Annotated in this window: 19 protein-coding genes; 3 read left to right on the top strand and 16 right to left on the bottom strand. The window is 40.7% G+C overall.

Annotated elements, in window-relative coordinates; all coding sequences use genetic code 11:
• The first annotated feature begins 14 nt into the window (after positions 1-14).
• Positions 15-398 (top strand): TIGR04086 family membrane protein, encoded by a 384-nt coding sequence (locus tag AC1UFB_RS02805; RefSeq protein ID WP_025911747.1) that lies wholly within the window; start codon positions 15-17, stop codon positions 396-398.
• 46 nt (positions 399-444) lie between these two features.
• Here the strand turns inward: AC1UFB_RS02805 and AC1UFB_RS02800 are convergent, their stop codons facing one another.
• The 14 genes from AC1UFB_RS02800 to nadB all read right to left on the bottom strand — a co-directional run bounded on the left by AC1UFB_RS02800 (position 445) and on the right by nadB (position 12949).
• Positions 445-606 (bottom strand): hypothetical protein, encoded by a 162-nt coding sequence (locus AC1UFB_RS02800; protein WP_482588464.1) that lies wholly within the window; start codon positions 604-606, stop codon positions 445-447.
• A 119-nt stretch (positions 607-725) separates the two neighbouring features.
• Complete coding sequence (gene yajC / locus AC1UFB_RS02795) at positions 726-989, bottom strand: preprotein translocase subunit YajC (protein ID WP_025908505.1); 264 nt, start codon at positions 987-989, stop codon at positions 726-728.
• Between the two features lie 71 nt (positions 990-1060).
• A complete protein-coding gene (gene tgt / locus AC1UFB_RS02790; protein WP_025908506.1) occupies positions 1061-2200 on the bottom strand; it encodes a tRNA guanosine(34) transglycosylase Tgt in 1140 nt (379 codons plus the stop codon).
• Between the two features lie 23 nt (positions 2201-2223).
• Positions 2224-3252, bottom strand: coding sequence for a tRNA preQ1(34) S-adenosylmethionine ribosyltransferase-isomerase QueA (gene queA / locus AC1UFB_RS02785; protein ID WP_025908507.1), 1029 nt, complete (start codon positions 3250-3252; stop codon positions 2224-2226).
• A 27-nt stretch (positions 3253-3279) separates the two neighbouring features.
• On the bottom strand, positions 3280-3480 hold the full coding sequence (locus AC1UFB_RS02780; protein WP_025908508.1) for a DUF2905 domain-containing protein: 201 nt from the start codon (positions 3478-3480) through the stop codon (positions 3280-3282).
• The gene (gene ruvB, locus AC1UFB_RS02775; protein ID WP_025908509.1) at positions 3477-4478 is read right to left on the bottom strand and encodes a Holliday junction branch migration DNA helicase RuvB; all 1002 of its coding nucleotides are present in this window, start codon (positions 4476-4478) and stop codon (positions 3477-3479) included. Before ruvB ends, AC1UFB_RS02780 begins: the two co-directional genes overlap by 4 nt.
• 19 nt (positions 4479-4497) lie before the next feature.
• The gene (gene ruvA / locus AC1UFB_RS02770; protein WP_025908510.1) at positions 4498-5106 is read right to left on the bottom strand and encodes a Holliday junction branch migration protein RuvA; all 609 of its coding nucleotides are present in this window, start codon (positions 5104-5106) and stop codon (positions 4498-4500) included.
• Between the two features lie 269 nt (positions 5107-5375).
• Positions 5376-5882: a BofC C-terminal domain-containing protein gene (locus AC1UFB_RS02765; RefSeq protein WP_025908511.1), complete on the bottom strand. Its 507-nt coding sequence runs from the start codon at positions 5880-5882 to the stop codon at positions 5376-5378.
• A 278-nt stretch (positions 5883-6160) separates the two neighbouring features.
• Positions 6161-6889, bottom strand: coding sequence for a YhcN/YlaJ family sporulation lipoprotein (locus tag AC1UFB_RS02760; RefSeq protein WP_025908512.1), 729 nt, complete (start codon positions 6887-6889; stop codon positions 6161-6163).
• Positions 6890-6986: 97 nt separating this feature from the next.
• On the bottom strand, positions 6987-7886 hold the full coding sequence (locus AC1UFB_RS02755; RefSeq protein ID WP_160169865.1) for a phosphotransferase: 900 nt from the start codon (positions 7884-7886) through the stop codon (positions 6987-6989).
• Between the two features lie 64 nt (positions 7887-7950).
• Positions 7951-9222, bottom strand: coding sequence for a SafA/ExsA family spore coat assembly protein (gene safA, locus AC1UFB_RS02750; protein WP_328100748.1), 1272 nt, complete (start codon positions 9220-9222; stop codon positions 7951-7953).
• 214 nt (positions 9223-9436) lie between these two features.
• Entirely contained in the window at positions 9437-10537 is a 1101-nt protein-coding gene (gene nadA / locus AC1UFB_RS02745; RefSeq protein WP_482588460.1) for a quinolinate synthase NadA, read from the bottom strand.
• Positions 10524-11375: a carboxylating nicotinate-nucleotide diphosphorylase gene (gene nadC, locus AC1UFB_RS02740; RefSeq protein ID WP_025908516.1), complete on the bottom strand. Its 852-nt coding sequence runs from the start codon at positions 11373-11375 to the stop codon at positions 10524-10526. The genes nadA and nadC overlap by 14 nt, the downstream gene beginning before the upstream one ends.
• 38 nt (positions 11376-11413) lie before the next feature.
• Positions 11414-12949 (bottom strand): L-aspartate oxidase, encoded by a 1536-nt coding sequence (nadB, locus tag AC1UFB_RS02735; RefSeq protein WP_328100746.1) that lies wholly within the window; start codon positions 12947-12949, stop codon positions 11414-11416.
• 139 nt (positions 12950-13088) lie between these two features.
• Here nadB and AC1UFB_RS02730 point away from each other — a divergent pair, with 139 nt between their 5' ends.
• Complete coding sequence (locus AC1UFB_RS02730; protein ID WP_328100745.1) at positions 13089-14225, top strand: IscS subfamily cysteine desulfurase; 1137 nt, start codon at positions 13089-13091, stop codon at positions 14223-14225.
• A gap of 4 nt (positions 14226-14229) precedes the next feature.
• Positions 14230-14775 (top strand): transcription repressor NadR, encoded by a 546-nt coding sequence (locus AC1UFB_RS02725; RefSeq protein WP_061785225.1) that lies wholly within the window; start codon positions 14230-14232, stop codon positions 14773-14775.
• A 17-nt stretch (positions 14776-14792) separates the two neighbouring features.
• Here AC1UFB_RS02725 and pheA read toward each other — a convergent pair whose 3' ends face one another.
• Together pheA and AC1UFB_RS02715 are read right to left on the bottom strand one after the other, a co-directional pair.
• Positions 14793-15662, bottom strand: a complete 870-nt coding sequence (pheA, locus tag AC1UFB_RS02720) for a prephenate dehydratase (RefSeq protein ID WP_328100750.1) — start codon at positions 15660-15662, stop codon at positions 14793-14795.
• 32 nt (positions 15663-15694) lie between these two features.
• Positions 15695-16144: an ACT domain-containing protein gene (locus tag AC1UFB_RS02715; RefSeq protein ID WP_328100743.1), complete on the bottom strand. Its 450-nt coding sequence runs from the start codon at positions 16142-16144 to the stop codon at positions 15695-15697.
• Positions 16145-16170 lie beyond the last annotated feature (26 nt).

Below are 16170 nucleotides of genomic sequence, written 5' to 3'. Positions count from 1 at the left end.
GGGGGTTTTTAGTAATGGAAGCAAAAAGAATGAGCAGTGCTATCTTTTTTGGAGTAATGATCATCTTTATCATCGGTTTTGTCATCAGCCTTTTGTTAGCACTTTTGTTAAAGTTTTCGTCTGTTACTGAACAAGCTTTGCAACTATGGATTGCTATTTTATCCTTTTTGGCAGTCTTTATTGGTGGATTTATGTCAGGTGGAAAAAGTGGCTCAAAGGGTTGGATGATTGGTGGAGCAACTGGTCTTATCTACTCTGTTCTTATGCTTATGCTACAATTTCTTGGATACAACGAGCTCTTTTCAGCTCAGCAGCTTTTATTTCACGGTGGGTTTTTACTGGTAGCCATGCTCGGCGGTGTGATTGGGGTCAATTTATCAGGCTCTAGAACAGCATAAAAAGAGTTTGGGACATAACAAAATGATTGCTTCTAAAAGACGAACACTAGCTGTTCCCATCTCTTTGGTTTGTCTCAACCCGTTCGTTCCATTGCGCTACGGCCACTCGCTTTCCGTGGGGAGGAACCTGAGCTTCCTCGCTGCGCTGCGGGATCTCATGTTTCCCTCTCTTTCCCGCAGGAGTCGAGTGTCCTACGCTCCATTCCACCCTGTTTCCAACATTGTTTTCACAATCAACAAAAAACCTGAACGATTAAAAGTGAGAAACTCTCAATCGTTCAGGTATAGTAAGGACTGAACTACTTATGTCTCAGTCTCTTTCTATAATTACGCTTCGCTACGGATTTCACGAATTGCAGCGCGGTCAAATACCATTTTAGAACCGTCTGTTGTTTTCACAATAACTGTTCCTTCATCAATTGCTTCAACTAAAGCGTGCATTCCACCGATTGTGATGACTTTGTCACCTTTCTTCAGTTCAGACTGCATTTGCTGTACAGCTTTTTGACGCTTTTGCTGTGGACGAATTAATAAGAAATAAAAGATGGCGAACATTAAAAGTAATGGCCATATTGCTTGGAAAATTTCCACAAGATCTCCTCCTTTAATCAATTTATCAACAGGTACTTATTCATATGTTGATGAAAAACCCCTGTAATGACCTAGAAATTTTTTGCATTTGGTCCGTTAAATCCATATTTATCAAAGAATTCATCACGGAAGTCACCTAATCGATCTTCGCGAATAGCTTCACGGACTTGCTCCATTAAGTTTAGCAGAAAATATAAGTTATGGTAAGATGTTAATCGAATTCCAAACGTTTCATTAGAACGAATTAAGTGGCGAATATACGCTCTTGAATAATTTTTACACGTATAGCAATCACAGTTTGGATCGATTGGCCCAAAGTCTTCTGCATATTTTGCATTTTTAACAACTAAGCGCCCTTCGCTTGTCATTAATGTACCGTTACGTGCAATACGCGTTGGTAGCACGCAGTCAAACATATCAATTCCACGGATTGCTCCATCAATCAATGAATCTGGTGAACCTACGCCCATTAAGTAACGAGGTTTATCCGCAGGCAGATAAGGTGTTGTAAACTCAAGCACGCGATTCATAACGTCTTTTGGTTCTCCAACAGATAGTCCTCCTACAGCATAACCCGGGAAGTCCATAGAAACCAAGTCAGAAGCACTCTGACGACGTAAATCTTCAAATTCTCCTCCTTGTACAATCCCAAATAATCCTTGGTCTTGCGGACGACTGTGAGCTTCTAAACAGCGCTCAGCCCAACGGCTTGTACGCTCTACTGAACGCTTTAAATAATCATATTCAGCTGGATATGGTGGACACTCATCAAATGCCATCATGATATCCGAACCAAGTGCGTTTTGAATCTCCATTGCTCCTTCAGGTGATAGGAATAACTTGTCACCATTTAAGTGATTGCGGAAATGCACGCCTTCTTCTTCAATACGTCGAAGATCGCTTAGACTAAACACTTGGAAACCACCTGAATCCGTTAAAATTGGACGGTCCCAGTTCATGAATTTATGAAGTCCGCCAGCTTTTTTTACAATTTCGTGACCTGGACGTAGCCATAGATGATACGTGTTGCTTAAAATAATTCCTGCTCCCATTGCTTTTAAGTCTTCAGGAGACATTGTTTTTACTGTAGCAAGCGTACCAACTGGCATAAAGATCGGCGTTTCAAAAGATCCGTGTGGAGTATGCACAATGCCAAGGCGTGCTCCGGTTTGCTTACATGTTTTAATATGTTCATAACGAATAGCTGTCATTAGTGTATTCCTTTCATGTTAAATTACAAGATTAGCATGGCATCGCCAAAGCTAAAGAATCGATACTTTTCTTTTACCGCTGTTTCATATGCGCCGATGATATGCTCACGTCCAGCTAACGCGCTAACAAGCATAATAAGCGTTGACTTCGGCAAATGGAAGTTTGTAATCATACCATCAATTGCTTTAAATTCATATCCAGGGAAAATAAAGATGCTCGTCCAGCCCGATGAAGCTTTAAACACACCGTCGTGTTCAGTTGCGATTGTTTCAAGCGTTCGCGTAGACGTGGTACCAACAGAGATAATTCGTCCACCTTGTTCACGCACTGAATTCAACAACGAAGCTGTCTCTTCGCTCACTTGATAGTATTCAGCGTGCATATCATGCTCTTCCAGATCATCTACGCTTACGGGTCTGAAGGTTCCTAGGCCAACGTGCAGTGTTAAGAAAGCAATATGCACACCTTTCGCTTTAATTTCTTCCAACATCTCTTCCGTGAAGTGAAGTCCTGCCGTTGGTGCTGCAGCTGAACCTTGTTCACGTGCAAACACAGTTTGATAGCGTTCGCGGTCATCAAGGCGTTCTTTGATATAAGGTGGCAGCGGCATTTCACCAAGCTGTTCTAATACTTCATAAAAGATTCCGTCATACTTAAATTCCAGCAGCCTTCCCCCCTGATCACTCACACCTTTACAAACAGCCGTTAAGCGACCATCTCCAAATGAAATAACCGTTCCTTCTTTAACTCGCTTAGCGGGCTTCACAAGCGTTTCCCACATGTCACCTTCCGTTTGTTTTAAAAGAAGGACTTCAATATTAGCGCCCGTATCTTCTTTTGTTCCAAATAAACGAGCTGGTAAAACACGCGTATCGTTTAATACAAGACAATCACCTTCTTGTAAATAGTCAAGAAGGTCTTGAAACATATGATGACGTACCTCACCTGTTTCTTTGTTTACTACCATGAGTCTTGATGCATCACGCTTTTCAAGCGGCGTTTGCGCAATCAATTCCTCCGGTAAATGGAAATCAAATAAATCTACTTTCATTTCATTCACCTGTTCCTACTAAAATAATTATTTAAATCGACCAATAAAAAAGAAAATAAGCGATAATAAAATGCTAATAACAATCGACGTAACGATTGGAAAATAAAAGGTTGTATTTCCTTTTTTAATTAAAATATCACCAGGAAGTTTGCCGATAAATTGTAGCAAAAAACCGACCAATAGTAAAATACCACCCACAATCATTACGAATTTAGGGAGTTCGTTCACTTCTCTGGCACCTCCATTTGAAAATGATCATACACAAGCCGCGTCACAATCCGCCCTCTAGGCGTTCTTTGCAGAAAGCCAATCTGAAGTAAGTACGGCTCATATACATCTTCAATTGTATGTGATTCTTCACCAATGGTAGCCGAAATTGTATCTAAGCCAACTGGACCTCCACGGAATTTTTCAATAATCCCTCTTAATAATTTATGGTCAATATGATCCAAACCTAAACGGTCGACTTGCAGCATCTCTAAAGCTTCTGTAGCAAGCTGAACAGTAATCTCACCATCACCTTTTACCTGCGCAAAATCGCGAACGCGTCTTAAAAGCCGGTTGGCAATCCTCGGGGTCCCACGAGCTCGCCTGGCAATTTCATGCGTAGCTTGCGTATCGATGCCTACATTTAAAATAGAAGCAGTACGCTCTACAATAGACGCTAAGTCTTCTTCTTGGTAATATTCCAAGCGGCTTAAAACCCCGAAACGATCTCGCAGTGGTGATGAGAGCAAACCAGCTCTTGTTGTCGCCCCCACAAGCGTAAAGGGTGGTAAATCTAAACGCACGGAGCGAGCGCTTGGGCCTTTTCCAATCACAATATCTAGACAGAAATCCTCCATTGCAGGGTAAAGGACCTCTTCAACCGATCGATTAAGACGATGAATTTCATCAATAAACAACACATCGCCCGGTTCTAAGCTTGTTAGTACAGCCGCTAAATCTCCAGGACGCTCAATGGCAGGTCCGGAAGTAGTGCGAATTTGCACGCCCATCTCATTTGCAATAATGGTCGCCAACGTTGTTTTCCCTAAGCCAGGAGGTCCATATAGTAAAACATGATCCAACGTTTCGCTTCGCATTTTAGCAGCTTTAATAAAGATATCTAAGTGGCTTTTTACTTTATGCTGACCAATATACTGTTGTAGAAATTGAGGTCTAAGACTTTGCTCTAGCACTTCTTCTTCGCTAAGTGCATCGCCTGTCACAATACGATCGTCCATCATATTCCTCCTTCATTCGTTACTTAAGCAAACGCTTCAACGCTTCCTTAATATATTGATCTGTCGTCATCGACTGTTGCATTAAGGCTGGAACTACCTTATTAATCTCTCGCTCTGCATATCCAAGTACTTTTAATGCCTCGATAGCCTCATCTAAAGCTTCTGAGCTTTGTGATTTAACTTCTTGTTCGTCCATATCAGCAAATAGTGATGGCACTGCATCCGGTACGATATCATGAAGCTTGCCTTTCAAGTCCAAAATCATTTGACGAGCTGTTTTTTTTCCTACTCCTGGAAACTTCACCAAAAACTTTTCATTTTCTTCTTCAATGGCCTGCACCACCTGAGAAGGGTTACCTGATGCTAGAATCGCCAGCGCACCTTTTGGACCAATGCCTGAGACGCTAATTAATTTCATGAATAGTTCTTTTTGTTCGCGAGAATTAAAGCCGTACAGTGCTAAGATATCTTCACGGACATACTGATACGTATAAATAACTCTCTCTTCATTATCAACTGAAAACACATAAGGGTTTGGTGTAAATACCTGATAGCCCATTCCTTGGTTTTCAATGACAACGTATTCTGGATTAATATATGTAATCACACCTCTGATATAATCAATCAACTAACTCTCTCCCTCTCACATGAACGAAGGCAGTCTACCCTCCTTGTTATCATCAAGTAGAGAACACTGCCCAGTTCATTCATCTATCTTCCAACTAAGAAGCCGTAATAATTTTAATTTCACAATTGCTTTTGCATACTCTGTCGAACATTTAGCGCTGACTATTATTTTAACACAACCCTAAAAGTGAATAGAAGGAATTTGACATAGAAATAAAAAGAAATCTGCTTTCGAGTCCTTACTGTGGATTAGAACGCGACAAAAAGCGGCTACTTACTAGAAGTAGGCCGCGAATTAAGCTCGTACATTTTATAAAAATCCATCAAGGATACGTAATCATCTTTCGTTTGAACACGAATCCCATCTTTCAGCAGCTCTTCTTGATAGCTCTCTAATTTTTCTACATCAATCTGAAAGAAAGATTGAATAATATTTGTGGAATTTACCGGCTTCCCTTCAAACGTAGATAATACTCCGTTAACTGATAAGCCAACGTAGCCGTTTTCTTTAAGCATTGGCGAAATGTCGTCAACCGCCTTTCTAAGTACAACCTCTTCGTCTGATGCTTTAATCACTCTCCACATAGGATACGCGCTTAGTACTTCTTCTTTTGTCATGTACGGGGAATTCAAGACCTCTTGACTAATAACTCCATCTACATACGTACGCTCTAAAAAAATAGTCATTGGGCGTTCAGCTTCTACTACTCCAGCTAAGCTTACTAAAAAGCTGCTGATAGTACATACAATGATTATTTGATGAATGGTTCGTTTCATCCATCATCACCTCACACATGTAATTTGTCACTTCATAAAGATGACTGAAAGAAGAATTGCTATTTATATCTTTTCCTTTCTTTCTTTTTTTATCCATTTTCTTAAATATACAAAAAGAAGCTGGGACAAAGCTAAATGAGTCCTTCTCAAAAACGAATCATGACTCTTCTACAATAGTTAGGTTTTCAAAACAAAAAACATCCGAATGATTGCAAGTTAGCTCGCAATCATTCGGATATCTCGTTGACTGGAATACTGATGTCCTAGCTCTTTTTTACTTAGCGGTCTTTACGATTAACATTTTCATCAATGGATTCATACAAGCTGTTGATATTTGTACGAATAATTCCGTTATCTACACCGTTACGAATGTCATTATCAATATTACGAACGCTATTGAACATTCCGTTATCTACCTCAACTTGAAGATTATATTTTTTCGCTAAAGGCTTTACTTCTTTTTGCACAGCTTTTTTAAGCTCTTCTTCGTTCACGTTGCTGTTAGCTGGATCAACAACTACCAACATGCGGTTATCATCAACTACTACTCTACAGCCTTTCACACCGTTTACACCAGCTGCTTTGTCTGCTACTTTCTCAGTCAAGTCTGCTGGGTAAGCATTTGTATTCGTTTGCGTAAGATTGTTTCTACCATTGAGATGACCGTGATAATTCCTATCACTACCACCGATGTTAGCATTGCTATAAAAACCATTTTTATTTGTAGATGGGTTTTGATAAGAATTAGTTGGGCTATCATAACGCCCATCCGTTACGTTTAACGGAGCAGTTCGTCTATTGTTGTTATTTTCGTCGTCGCCGTCTAACATATCCGTTACAGGGCCTTTTACTTGGTCAAGACGATGCTCATTTTCGTTTTCACTTGTATAGTAACCAACAGGCTCAGTGTTATCGTTATAACGCTGTTCCATTCCTTGGTCACTTGTACAAGCCGTTAAGCCAAACATACAGCCAGCTGCTAATGATGAAATGATATACTTGTTCAATCGAACCCCCCCCTTTAAATGAGCCACCTTATAGCGGACTCACCATTAGGGTCTTAAAGTTGAGCAAAATTTATGCTGTCAGTTAGCGGTAAACTCTTTAGATATTGGGGAATATACGCAATATCTCCCTATTTGTTAATTCTGCTTTTATAGCTTGCTTTTCAGTCCATTGTTTTAGCTGAATAAGCTCTTTATATGAAGGTGATATGCTGGTTAAACGAATGTACCAAGGCAGCAAAAGCATAGCTGGAAAGCGCAGAGCCGCAGCAAAATACGGTAAATGAAAAAGATTGCTCATCCCCTCTTCCTTTAGCAGCTTTTCAATAGAAAAGTCTTCCTGTAATAAAAAGCGTTGAGCTAGTTGAATATAATCCGTAAAAAATGTGGATTGAGCTGCACAATCAAAATCAATTAAATAATAATCGTTATTAACTCCCCTTAAAAAATTATGAGAAGCCGTGTCACCATGGATTATTGTGTGTTGATGCTTCTGCCCTTCATGTTCGTATTTATGCATGGTTACTAAACTGTTTTGACATAACTCTTCAATAACTTTATACGTTCTTTTTCCAATGATGGACTCAATAAGCTTGTTATGATGAATAAAACTAGCAAGTCGCTTTTGCCACACGTGAGTAAGTTCATACATTGGAAATATGTCTTTCACATCATACCAAGCAAATGCCGCGGTTTCATGATAAGAATGTAGTAGCTCAATGACTCGCTTTCGGTGATGGGATTGTTCATATGAAACCGGTGACTTTGTTTGGAGATAAGGCATAATTCCCCAAACTTCTCCTCTGGTTTTGATCACAACCTCTCCATCTGAAAAAGGTTCAAAATTAATGGTAGCGTTAAACCCGTGCTGTTTGAGTGCTTGAATGAACTGAAAATTACGATTAATCGTGTTTTCATACCGATACTTCTTTATTATTTTCATCCCTTGATTCGTGTTTACATAAAGTACGTGTGGCTTTTTTATATAGTATTGCTTCACAAGAATTCCTTTTTCTACCAAACAAAAAAAGAGGCGATGTATAGAGTCATCGCCTCTGCCGTTATTAATCTTCATCTTCTTCATAATCGGGTATATTAAATAAATCCGGATCAACCGCTGGATATGGCGGTGCCCCTATCATACCAAATGGGGGTCCATACGGGGCTGGGTACGGTGCCAAGCGCTGATCTTGGTACCCATATGGCATCTGTTGGTATCCATACGGCATCTGCTGGTGTCCATATGGCATGGGCTGAGGAGATCCACATCCGCAGTCTTCTTGCGGTTGCTGGTATGGCATCTGCATACCCATTACGCTATTGTTTTCCATCTCTGGAGATTCCATCATTTCACCTTGTACCTGTGGCATCGACGGATACATTGGATACGCAGGTTGCTGGTATCCCCAAGGTGGTGGACAAGGCGAGCATTGAACCGGACCACATGGCATATACGGATTCATCATTGGGTAAAATGGTGCATTCGCAGCATGCATTGGCGCATTTGGATGTTGCATTTGACCAGCTACCATTTGGTTATTTTCCATGGACTCCATTTCTTCCATTGCTCCTTGTACCTGTGGCATCTGCCATTGATGTGGATACACAGGATATGCTGGTGGCATTGGCGGTGGATAACACGGCATATAATGAAATCCACATCCAGGCATTACTGGAGAGATTGGTACAATTGGATAGCATGGCTGTTGCACCGGTGCTTCTACACTCTCCATCTCTGGACTTTCAGGTGACTCTACAACAGCTTCTACTTTTGGCTCTTCTTTTTTCGGCTGTTGCATCGCCATGTTTAACGTATAGTAATTGTTAATGTCAATTTCAGGAGCGATTGGCTGAATCTTTGGAAGCTTTGGCATCTTAGGCATCTTAGGCATTTCCGTTTTAGGCGCTTCTTTCTTTGGTGCCTCTTTTTTTGGCATTTCCTTCTTTGGTGCTTCTTTCTTCGGCGCTACTGGCGCTACTGGTGCTACTGGTGCTTCTTTCTTCGGCGGTTGAGCAATTGGCATCTCTTTTTTCACTGGCTGCATGCTCGGAATTGGTGATTGTTCACTATCTATTTCTGTTACCGGATAAGCTTTCGTTGATTGGTCGCTATATGGATGCTGGACTTTAGGCATTTCTTTAATCCCTAATGAGTTCCCTTCATTTGCAACAGGTACTCCGCCAGTTGGCACTTTAATTTTCATTCCAGGCATAATCATGTCTGGATTGCTTAATTGTGAGTTCATTTTTTTAAGCTCTTCAAAGTTTGCGCCATATTTTTGGGCAATTTTCCAAAGGGTATCCCCTTTTTGGACAATATGGATTTTCAACGTCATTCCCCTCCCGAGTCGAGTATATTTCATCTATATGTGCGGAATCAAAGCAAGTTCTAGTTCTGTTTGTTCATCACAACATATGCCTTGAACAAGTATTTTATTCTTGATGCTTAAAAGTTTGGATTTTTTTATAAAAAAAAGATCCATCACCACAAATGTATGTGAGAGGATCTCTTTTATGCTTGTTTTTCACTTTTCATTTAGTCCGACATCTTTAAACCATTGCAAGCATATTGTTGAGTGCTTTTTGAGCCAGTTCTGCTACTTCAGACTCCACTTTAATTTCATTGATGGGCGTGCCCTTATCAATCATTTCTAAAGACCAAAGCAAATGAGGAAGATTAATACGATTCATTGTTAAACAAGGACACATATACGGATTAAGTGAAATAACCTTCTTATCATCATGAGCATGAATCAAGCGGTTAACCAAGTTCATTTCTGTTCCAATTGCCCACTCTGAACCTGATGGAGCTTGTTCAATCGTCTCCATGATGTACTTTGTTGAGCCAGCGTAATCAGAGTGCTGCACTACGTCATGCGTACACTCTGGATGCACAATGATGTTCATGTTCGGGTGTGCTTTACGTACATGCTCAATGTTTTTCAACGTGAAATTTTCATGAACGGAGCAGTGTCCCTTCCACAGGATAATCTTCACATCTTCTATATCACCATCAAAAACGAGCTCATTTTCAATGGGATCCCAAATAGCCATTTCAGAAAGAGGCACTCCTAATTCATAAGCTGTATTTCTTCCTAAATGCTGATCTGGTAAAAATAAAATACGCTGTTTTTTAGAAAACGCCCACTGAACCACTTCTTTTGCGTTTGATGACGTCACGGTTGCTCCATGATGTTTGCCGACAAACGCCTTGATTTCCGCGGTGGAATTAACATACGTAAGCGGTATAATTGTGTCTCCAAACAAAGATTGCAAAATCGGCCATGCTTTTTCTGTTTGTTCAATGTTAGCCATATCGGCCATAGAACACCCTGCTCGCATATCAGGTAACACAACTCGTTGACTACTCGTTGTTAAAATATCCGCCGTTTCTGCCATAAAATGAACACCACAAAATACGATATAAGCAGCTTTTTTATTTGCTGCCGCCATTTGAGATAGCTGCAAGGAATCTCCTACCGCATCCGCGAACTTGTAAACTTCATCCTTTTGATAATGATGTCCTAATATGTAAAGCTGAGCGCCAAGCTTTTGCTTAATGATTCTAATTCTTCTCTTCATCTCTTCATCCGACATCATTGAATACTCAAAGGGTAATGTCTTAGTCTTTAACGTTTCAAACAAGTTCATGGTTCATTTCCTCCACGTTTAAGCTAATATCAAGTGACTGCACAGAGTGTGTTAATGCTCCTAAGGAGATGTAGTCAACACCCGTGTCTTTATATAAAGCTATATTATTCAAATTCATTCCACCAGAAGCTTCTGTCGTAATGTGGTTTGGTACCTGAGAAATCCATTTCTTAATCGTTTGTGGGTCGCAGTTATCAAACATAATAATATCTACGTCTGCTTCAACCGCTTCTTTTAGCTGTTCCAGGGTCTCTATCTCCACTTCTACCTTTACCATGGGTCCAATATATTCTTTCACTTTTAAAACAGCGTTTTTAATAGAACCTGCATACGCAATATGATTATCTTTTAACATGACTCCGTCGTACAACCCAAACCGATGATTAACTCCTCCACCCATTCGAACAGCATACTTTTCTAACCCTCGAAGCCCAGGCGTTGTTTTACGCGTATCACAAATTTGTGTATGCGTCCCTTCCATTATTTTTCTCGCTTGAAAAGTCATCGTTGCGATTCCGCTCATGCGCTGGATAAGGTTTAATATAACGCGCTCTCCCGTTAAAATTGCTTGTATTGGTCCGTGAACCTTTGCAATGATATCTCCAGCTTCAACGTACTGTCCATCTTTTATATAAAGCTGAACTTTCGCTTGTTGATTTAGTAATTGAAAGCCTTCTGTAATAATACTATCACCCACAAAAACTCCACTTTGCTTAGTGACAATTTCAGCGCTTCCCGTTTCGTGACGTGAAAAAATGGCTTCACTCGTCAAATCCTGATCTCCAACGTCTTCAATAAAAAATTGATGAAGAAGTGCTTTAACCTTCAATGCGTTCATACAATTCCCCTCGTTTTCTTTGTATCATTCATTACCAATTACGCTAATACGCCTCGTAAAACACGAGTAACTTTTTGTTTCTCCCACTGATGACTAGTTTGAGGAAAGTCAGACCTGTAATGTGCGCCTCTGCTTTCACATCGATGTATCGCTGCAGAAGCTATGAGTTTTCCAAGTCTGAGCATCAAAATTCGCCGCCTTTGTTGTTCGGGATATGACCTTGTAAAGCTAAAATCCAACGAGTCTAGCTCCTCATCAAACCAGCTGATTGCTTGGCGGAGACCAGCTCCGTTTCGAATGATTCCTACGTGCTGCATCATAACGGCTTGAATATCCGCTTGATGCATAATTAAAGACTCCTCAACTCTTGAAATCTGATAGTTTGTTTTATAATCTACGACTCGCCGACTTTCTTTTGATAGGATATGGCACCCTACTCGTCTACCGAATACGATACACTCTAACAACGAGTTACTAGCTAGACGGTTTGCACCATGTACGCCTGTACAGGCTGCTTCTCCTACAGCATAAAGAGATGGAATGGTCGTTTCTCCGTGTTCGTTAACTTTGATTCCACCCATTAAAAAATGTGCACCTGGTATGACAGGTATTCGATTTTTGGAAAGGTGAATATTTGCTTTTTGACAAAGAGCTTTTATTGTCGGAAAGCGTTTGTTAAACTTTTCTACTTCGCTAATATCTAAAAAGACATCTTTTCCTTTTTGTATTTGCCCAAAAACTGCTCTTGCTACAATATCTCGCGACGATAGGTCTTCAAACGGCTGAATTCCTTTCATGAAGCGCTCTCCATCTTCAGTTACGAGCACGCCTCCTTCACCGCGTACCGCTTCTGATACCAGTCCAGCAGCATGATTCCCCTCTCGCAAGAGCGTAGGGTGAAACTGAATAAATTCTAAATCTTCAAGTTCTGCTCCCACATCATAAGCAAGCATCAAGCCGTCTCCAGTGGCGTAAGCATGATTGGACGTATACTGATACAAACCGCCGATTCCACCAGTAGCCACTACAACATGCTCTGCTAAATACGCTTGTATCTTCCCTTTTCGTCCTTCTCCAATCGCTCCAATACATCCTTGTTCATCACAAATTAGCTTATGAACAATTTGATGCTCTATAATTTCAACATGAGGTAATACGCGCTTCTTTAAAAAGGCAAATAATAAAGCACCCGTTTGGTCTCCTCCTGCATGCAAAATTCGATTTAATCGATGAGCTCCTTCTCTACCAAAATGCAGGCTGCCATTTTGGAATTGATCAAACTCCATGCCGTTAGCAATGAAGTCGAATACGCAGCTGATTCCTTCTTTAGTTAATATATGTACGGCCTCTTCGCTGCAGTGACTGCTACCAGCTGCTAACGTATCATAAGCATGTTCTTGCCAACTATCATGGTTTCCCACCGCTGCTGCAATTCCACCTTGCGCTAATACAGAATTGTTTTGTTCTATGCTTCCTTTTGTTACAATCGTAACTTTCTTATATGGATACAAAGCAGAAGCCGTAGCTAAAGCTGCCAATCCACTTCCAATAATCAACACGTCCGTCTTATGCATGCTTCACCTCTTACACTTCTGTTAATTTATAAAAACAAAAAACAAGACAATTAACTTTACATGTGTCTTGACACTTATATTTACATATTATTAAATAAAAGACAAGATATTTTTTATTTTGAACGAAAGAGGGAAAGCTATGATTTACCTTGACTATGCTTCAACCACGCCCATGAGTAAGGAATCAATCCAAGCATATCACACAGCGGCCACATCGTATTACGGAAATACAAACAGCTTACATACGGTTGGTACGCAAGCAGATGATTTGCTTTCTTTATGTCGACATCAGCTCGCTTCTCTTATTAATGGAGAGCAACAAGCCATCTACTTTACAAGCGGAGGCACGGAATCAAACGTACTTGCTATCCGCTCGCTTCTCCATTACACAGAGCATAGAGGAAAACACATTATAACGACTTCGTTAGAGCATTCCTCCGTCTTACAGGCTCTCTCTTCGTTCCAAGAAGTAGAGTATACTATTACTTATCTACCAGTCACAAAAGATGGCGTTGTGTCGATAGAAGCTTTGCAAGACGCCATTCAAGACGACACAGTTCTTGTAGCCATTCAGCATGTCAATCACGAGCTAGGATCAATTCAGCCCGTTTATGATATTGGACAACTGTTAAAAAAACGAGACATTTGGTTCCACTGCGACTGTGTGCAGTCATTTGGAAAATTACCGATTAACGTGAAAGAAGCAAACATTGATAGCTTATCAGTATCAAGCCATAAACTATATGGTCCAAAAGGCGTCGGATTCGTTTACATTCAACCAAGTTCTTCTAAAGCTTCTGCTTCCCTAACTCATTTCCTTACAGAAACCCATAGAGGAACTGTGAACGTCCCTGGAATTGCAGCGTTTACGACGGCTGCTGAACATGCTTATACTCAGTTAAAACAAGCTTACAATCACTTCGAACACTTAAAGTCATACTTGCTTATACGCATCAAGGAGTTACAGGGATTCGTTGAGATGGAAGCAGCTAGCTCAGCTCACTTTCCTGGTATAATCGGACTAACGTTCCGCAACGTACAAGGTCAGTATGTTATGTTACAATGTAATCGTCACAATATCGCAGTAGCAACGGGCAGCGCTTGTACAGTTCATAAACAAGCCCCTCTTCGTTCGCTACTAGCTATTGGAAAAAGTCCAGAGCAAGCCAAAAATTTCATTCGCATTTCCTTTAGTTTGCATACGACTACGAAAGATTTAGATGAACTAATGAATGTGCTTCATTTATTACATAAAGAGATTATGAAGGAGCGGTAAGACCATGTCAGAAAATCAACGCAAAGTTTTAGGTGAAGAGCGACGAGAACTCATTTTACAATGGTTAAAAGATGAACAGAAGCCGATGACGGGCAGTGAACTATCAAAAAGAACAAAGGTAAGCAGACAGGTGATTGTGCAGGATATCTCGCTCTTAAAAGCCCGTAATGAACCTATTTTAGCCACAAGCCAAGGCTATATTTATATGCAGTCTCCTGGCCAAGCATCCTCTCAGCAGCGAATTATTGCTTGTCATCACGCACCTGAAGATACAGAGAAAGAGCTTTTTCTCATCGTAGACCACGGAGTGTGTGTAAAAGACGTAATCATTGAACACCCCGTATACGGAGAGCTTACGGCTTCAATGATGGTTCAAACTCGTAAAGATGTAGAAGCTTTTTTACACAAGATTAATCAAACCAACGCAACCTATCTTTCACAATTAACAGAAGGCACCCACCTTCACACGCTTGAAGCAGACTCCGTTCAGAAGCTTGATGCAGCCTGTCATGCACTTGAGCAAGCTGGCTACCTATTAAAGAGTGAATAAAAAAATCCCGCTATGTTTTATAGCGGGATTTTTTGGTCGAGTAGCGTATGTGGATAGCTTCCTAAAACAGCTACCTTACATCCAAGTGCTTCAAGTTCAGCAATCGCGCTTGGGATGAGCACCTCGTCCATTTTCTGTTCAATATCGACAATAAAGAAGTAGTTTCCTAATCCTGTCTTCATTGGCCTTGATTCAATTTTAGATAGGTTTAGCTTACGCCATGCAAACGCAGACAGTACTTGATGTAGTGCTCCTGCTTGATCCGATGGTAATGTAATCATTAACGTCGTCTTGTAACCATTCTCTTGCTCAAATGGCACTGCGCGAGTTCTATCCTTATGAAGTACAACGAATCGAGTCGTGTTGTGATTATAATCATGAATATTTGGGCGTGCGATATGAAGCCCATACTCCTTAGCAGCTAGCCCGTTGGCAATCGCACCAACAACTTCTCCAGGGTTCTCGCTAACATATTTTGCAGCAAATGCTGTTGATGTCATTTCTTCTACAGGAACATGAGCTAAGCTGCCGTATAAAAACTTATGGCACTGCGCAATGGCATGAGGATGTGAATAAACAGCCTGGACCTCTTCCCATTTGTCTGCATGATCAGGATGAACCATCAAATGCTGACGAATCGGTAAAATGATCTCGCCTACTACTGGAAGACGATGCTCATGAATTAAATAATCAAGTGTTAAATTAACGGAACCTTCTAGTGCATTTTCAAGCGGAACGATTCCATACTCTACTTCTTCGTTATACACCGCATCAATACAAGATGGAATAGTCTTAAAGGGAATCTGCTCATATTCTGAAAATACTTCTTGAACTGCTACATGTGTAAATGTTGCTTTTGGTCCTAAATATCCTACTTTCCCCACGATTCTTCTCTCTCCTGTCTATGTCTGCTTTCTAGTTAAGCACCTGAACCAAGGACTTCAACCTTGTCCACAAATGCAAGTCTTTTTAACTCTCGTAACAAATCGTTCAACTCAACCTTCATACTTGCAATATCTAGTGAGAGCGTAACGTTTGCTCTACCTTGCAGCGGAATGGTTTGGTGAATCGTTAACACGTTACAACCCGAAGAGGCTACGACACTTAGTAAATGAGATAGCGTACCTGAGCGATCTTCCAGGTGAAAAAAGAGCGAAATAATTCGCTGTGTAACAACCGTTTGAAATGGAAACACAGTATCTCTATATTTATAAAAAGCACTGCGGCTTAAGTCAACCTCTTGAACTGCATCGGCTATGGAAGCTGATTTTCCACGTTCAATTAGCAGCTTTGCATCCAGCGTTTTCTTCATTGCTTCTGGCAATACATCTTCTCGTACTAAATAAAACTGCTTATCCGCCTTATCCAAGTCAAGCCCCTCCCCCGTGACATGAA

The sequence above is a fragment of the Priestia sp. KCTC 13724 genome (assembly GCF_056820425.1).
This window is presented reverse-complemented; position numbering and strand designations above follow the sequence as displayed.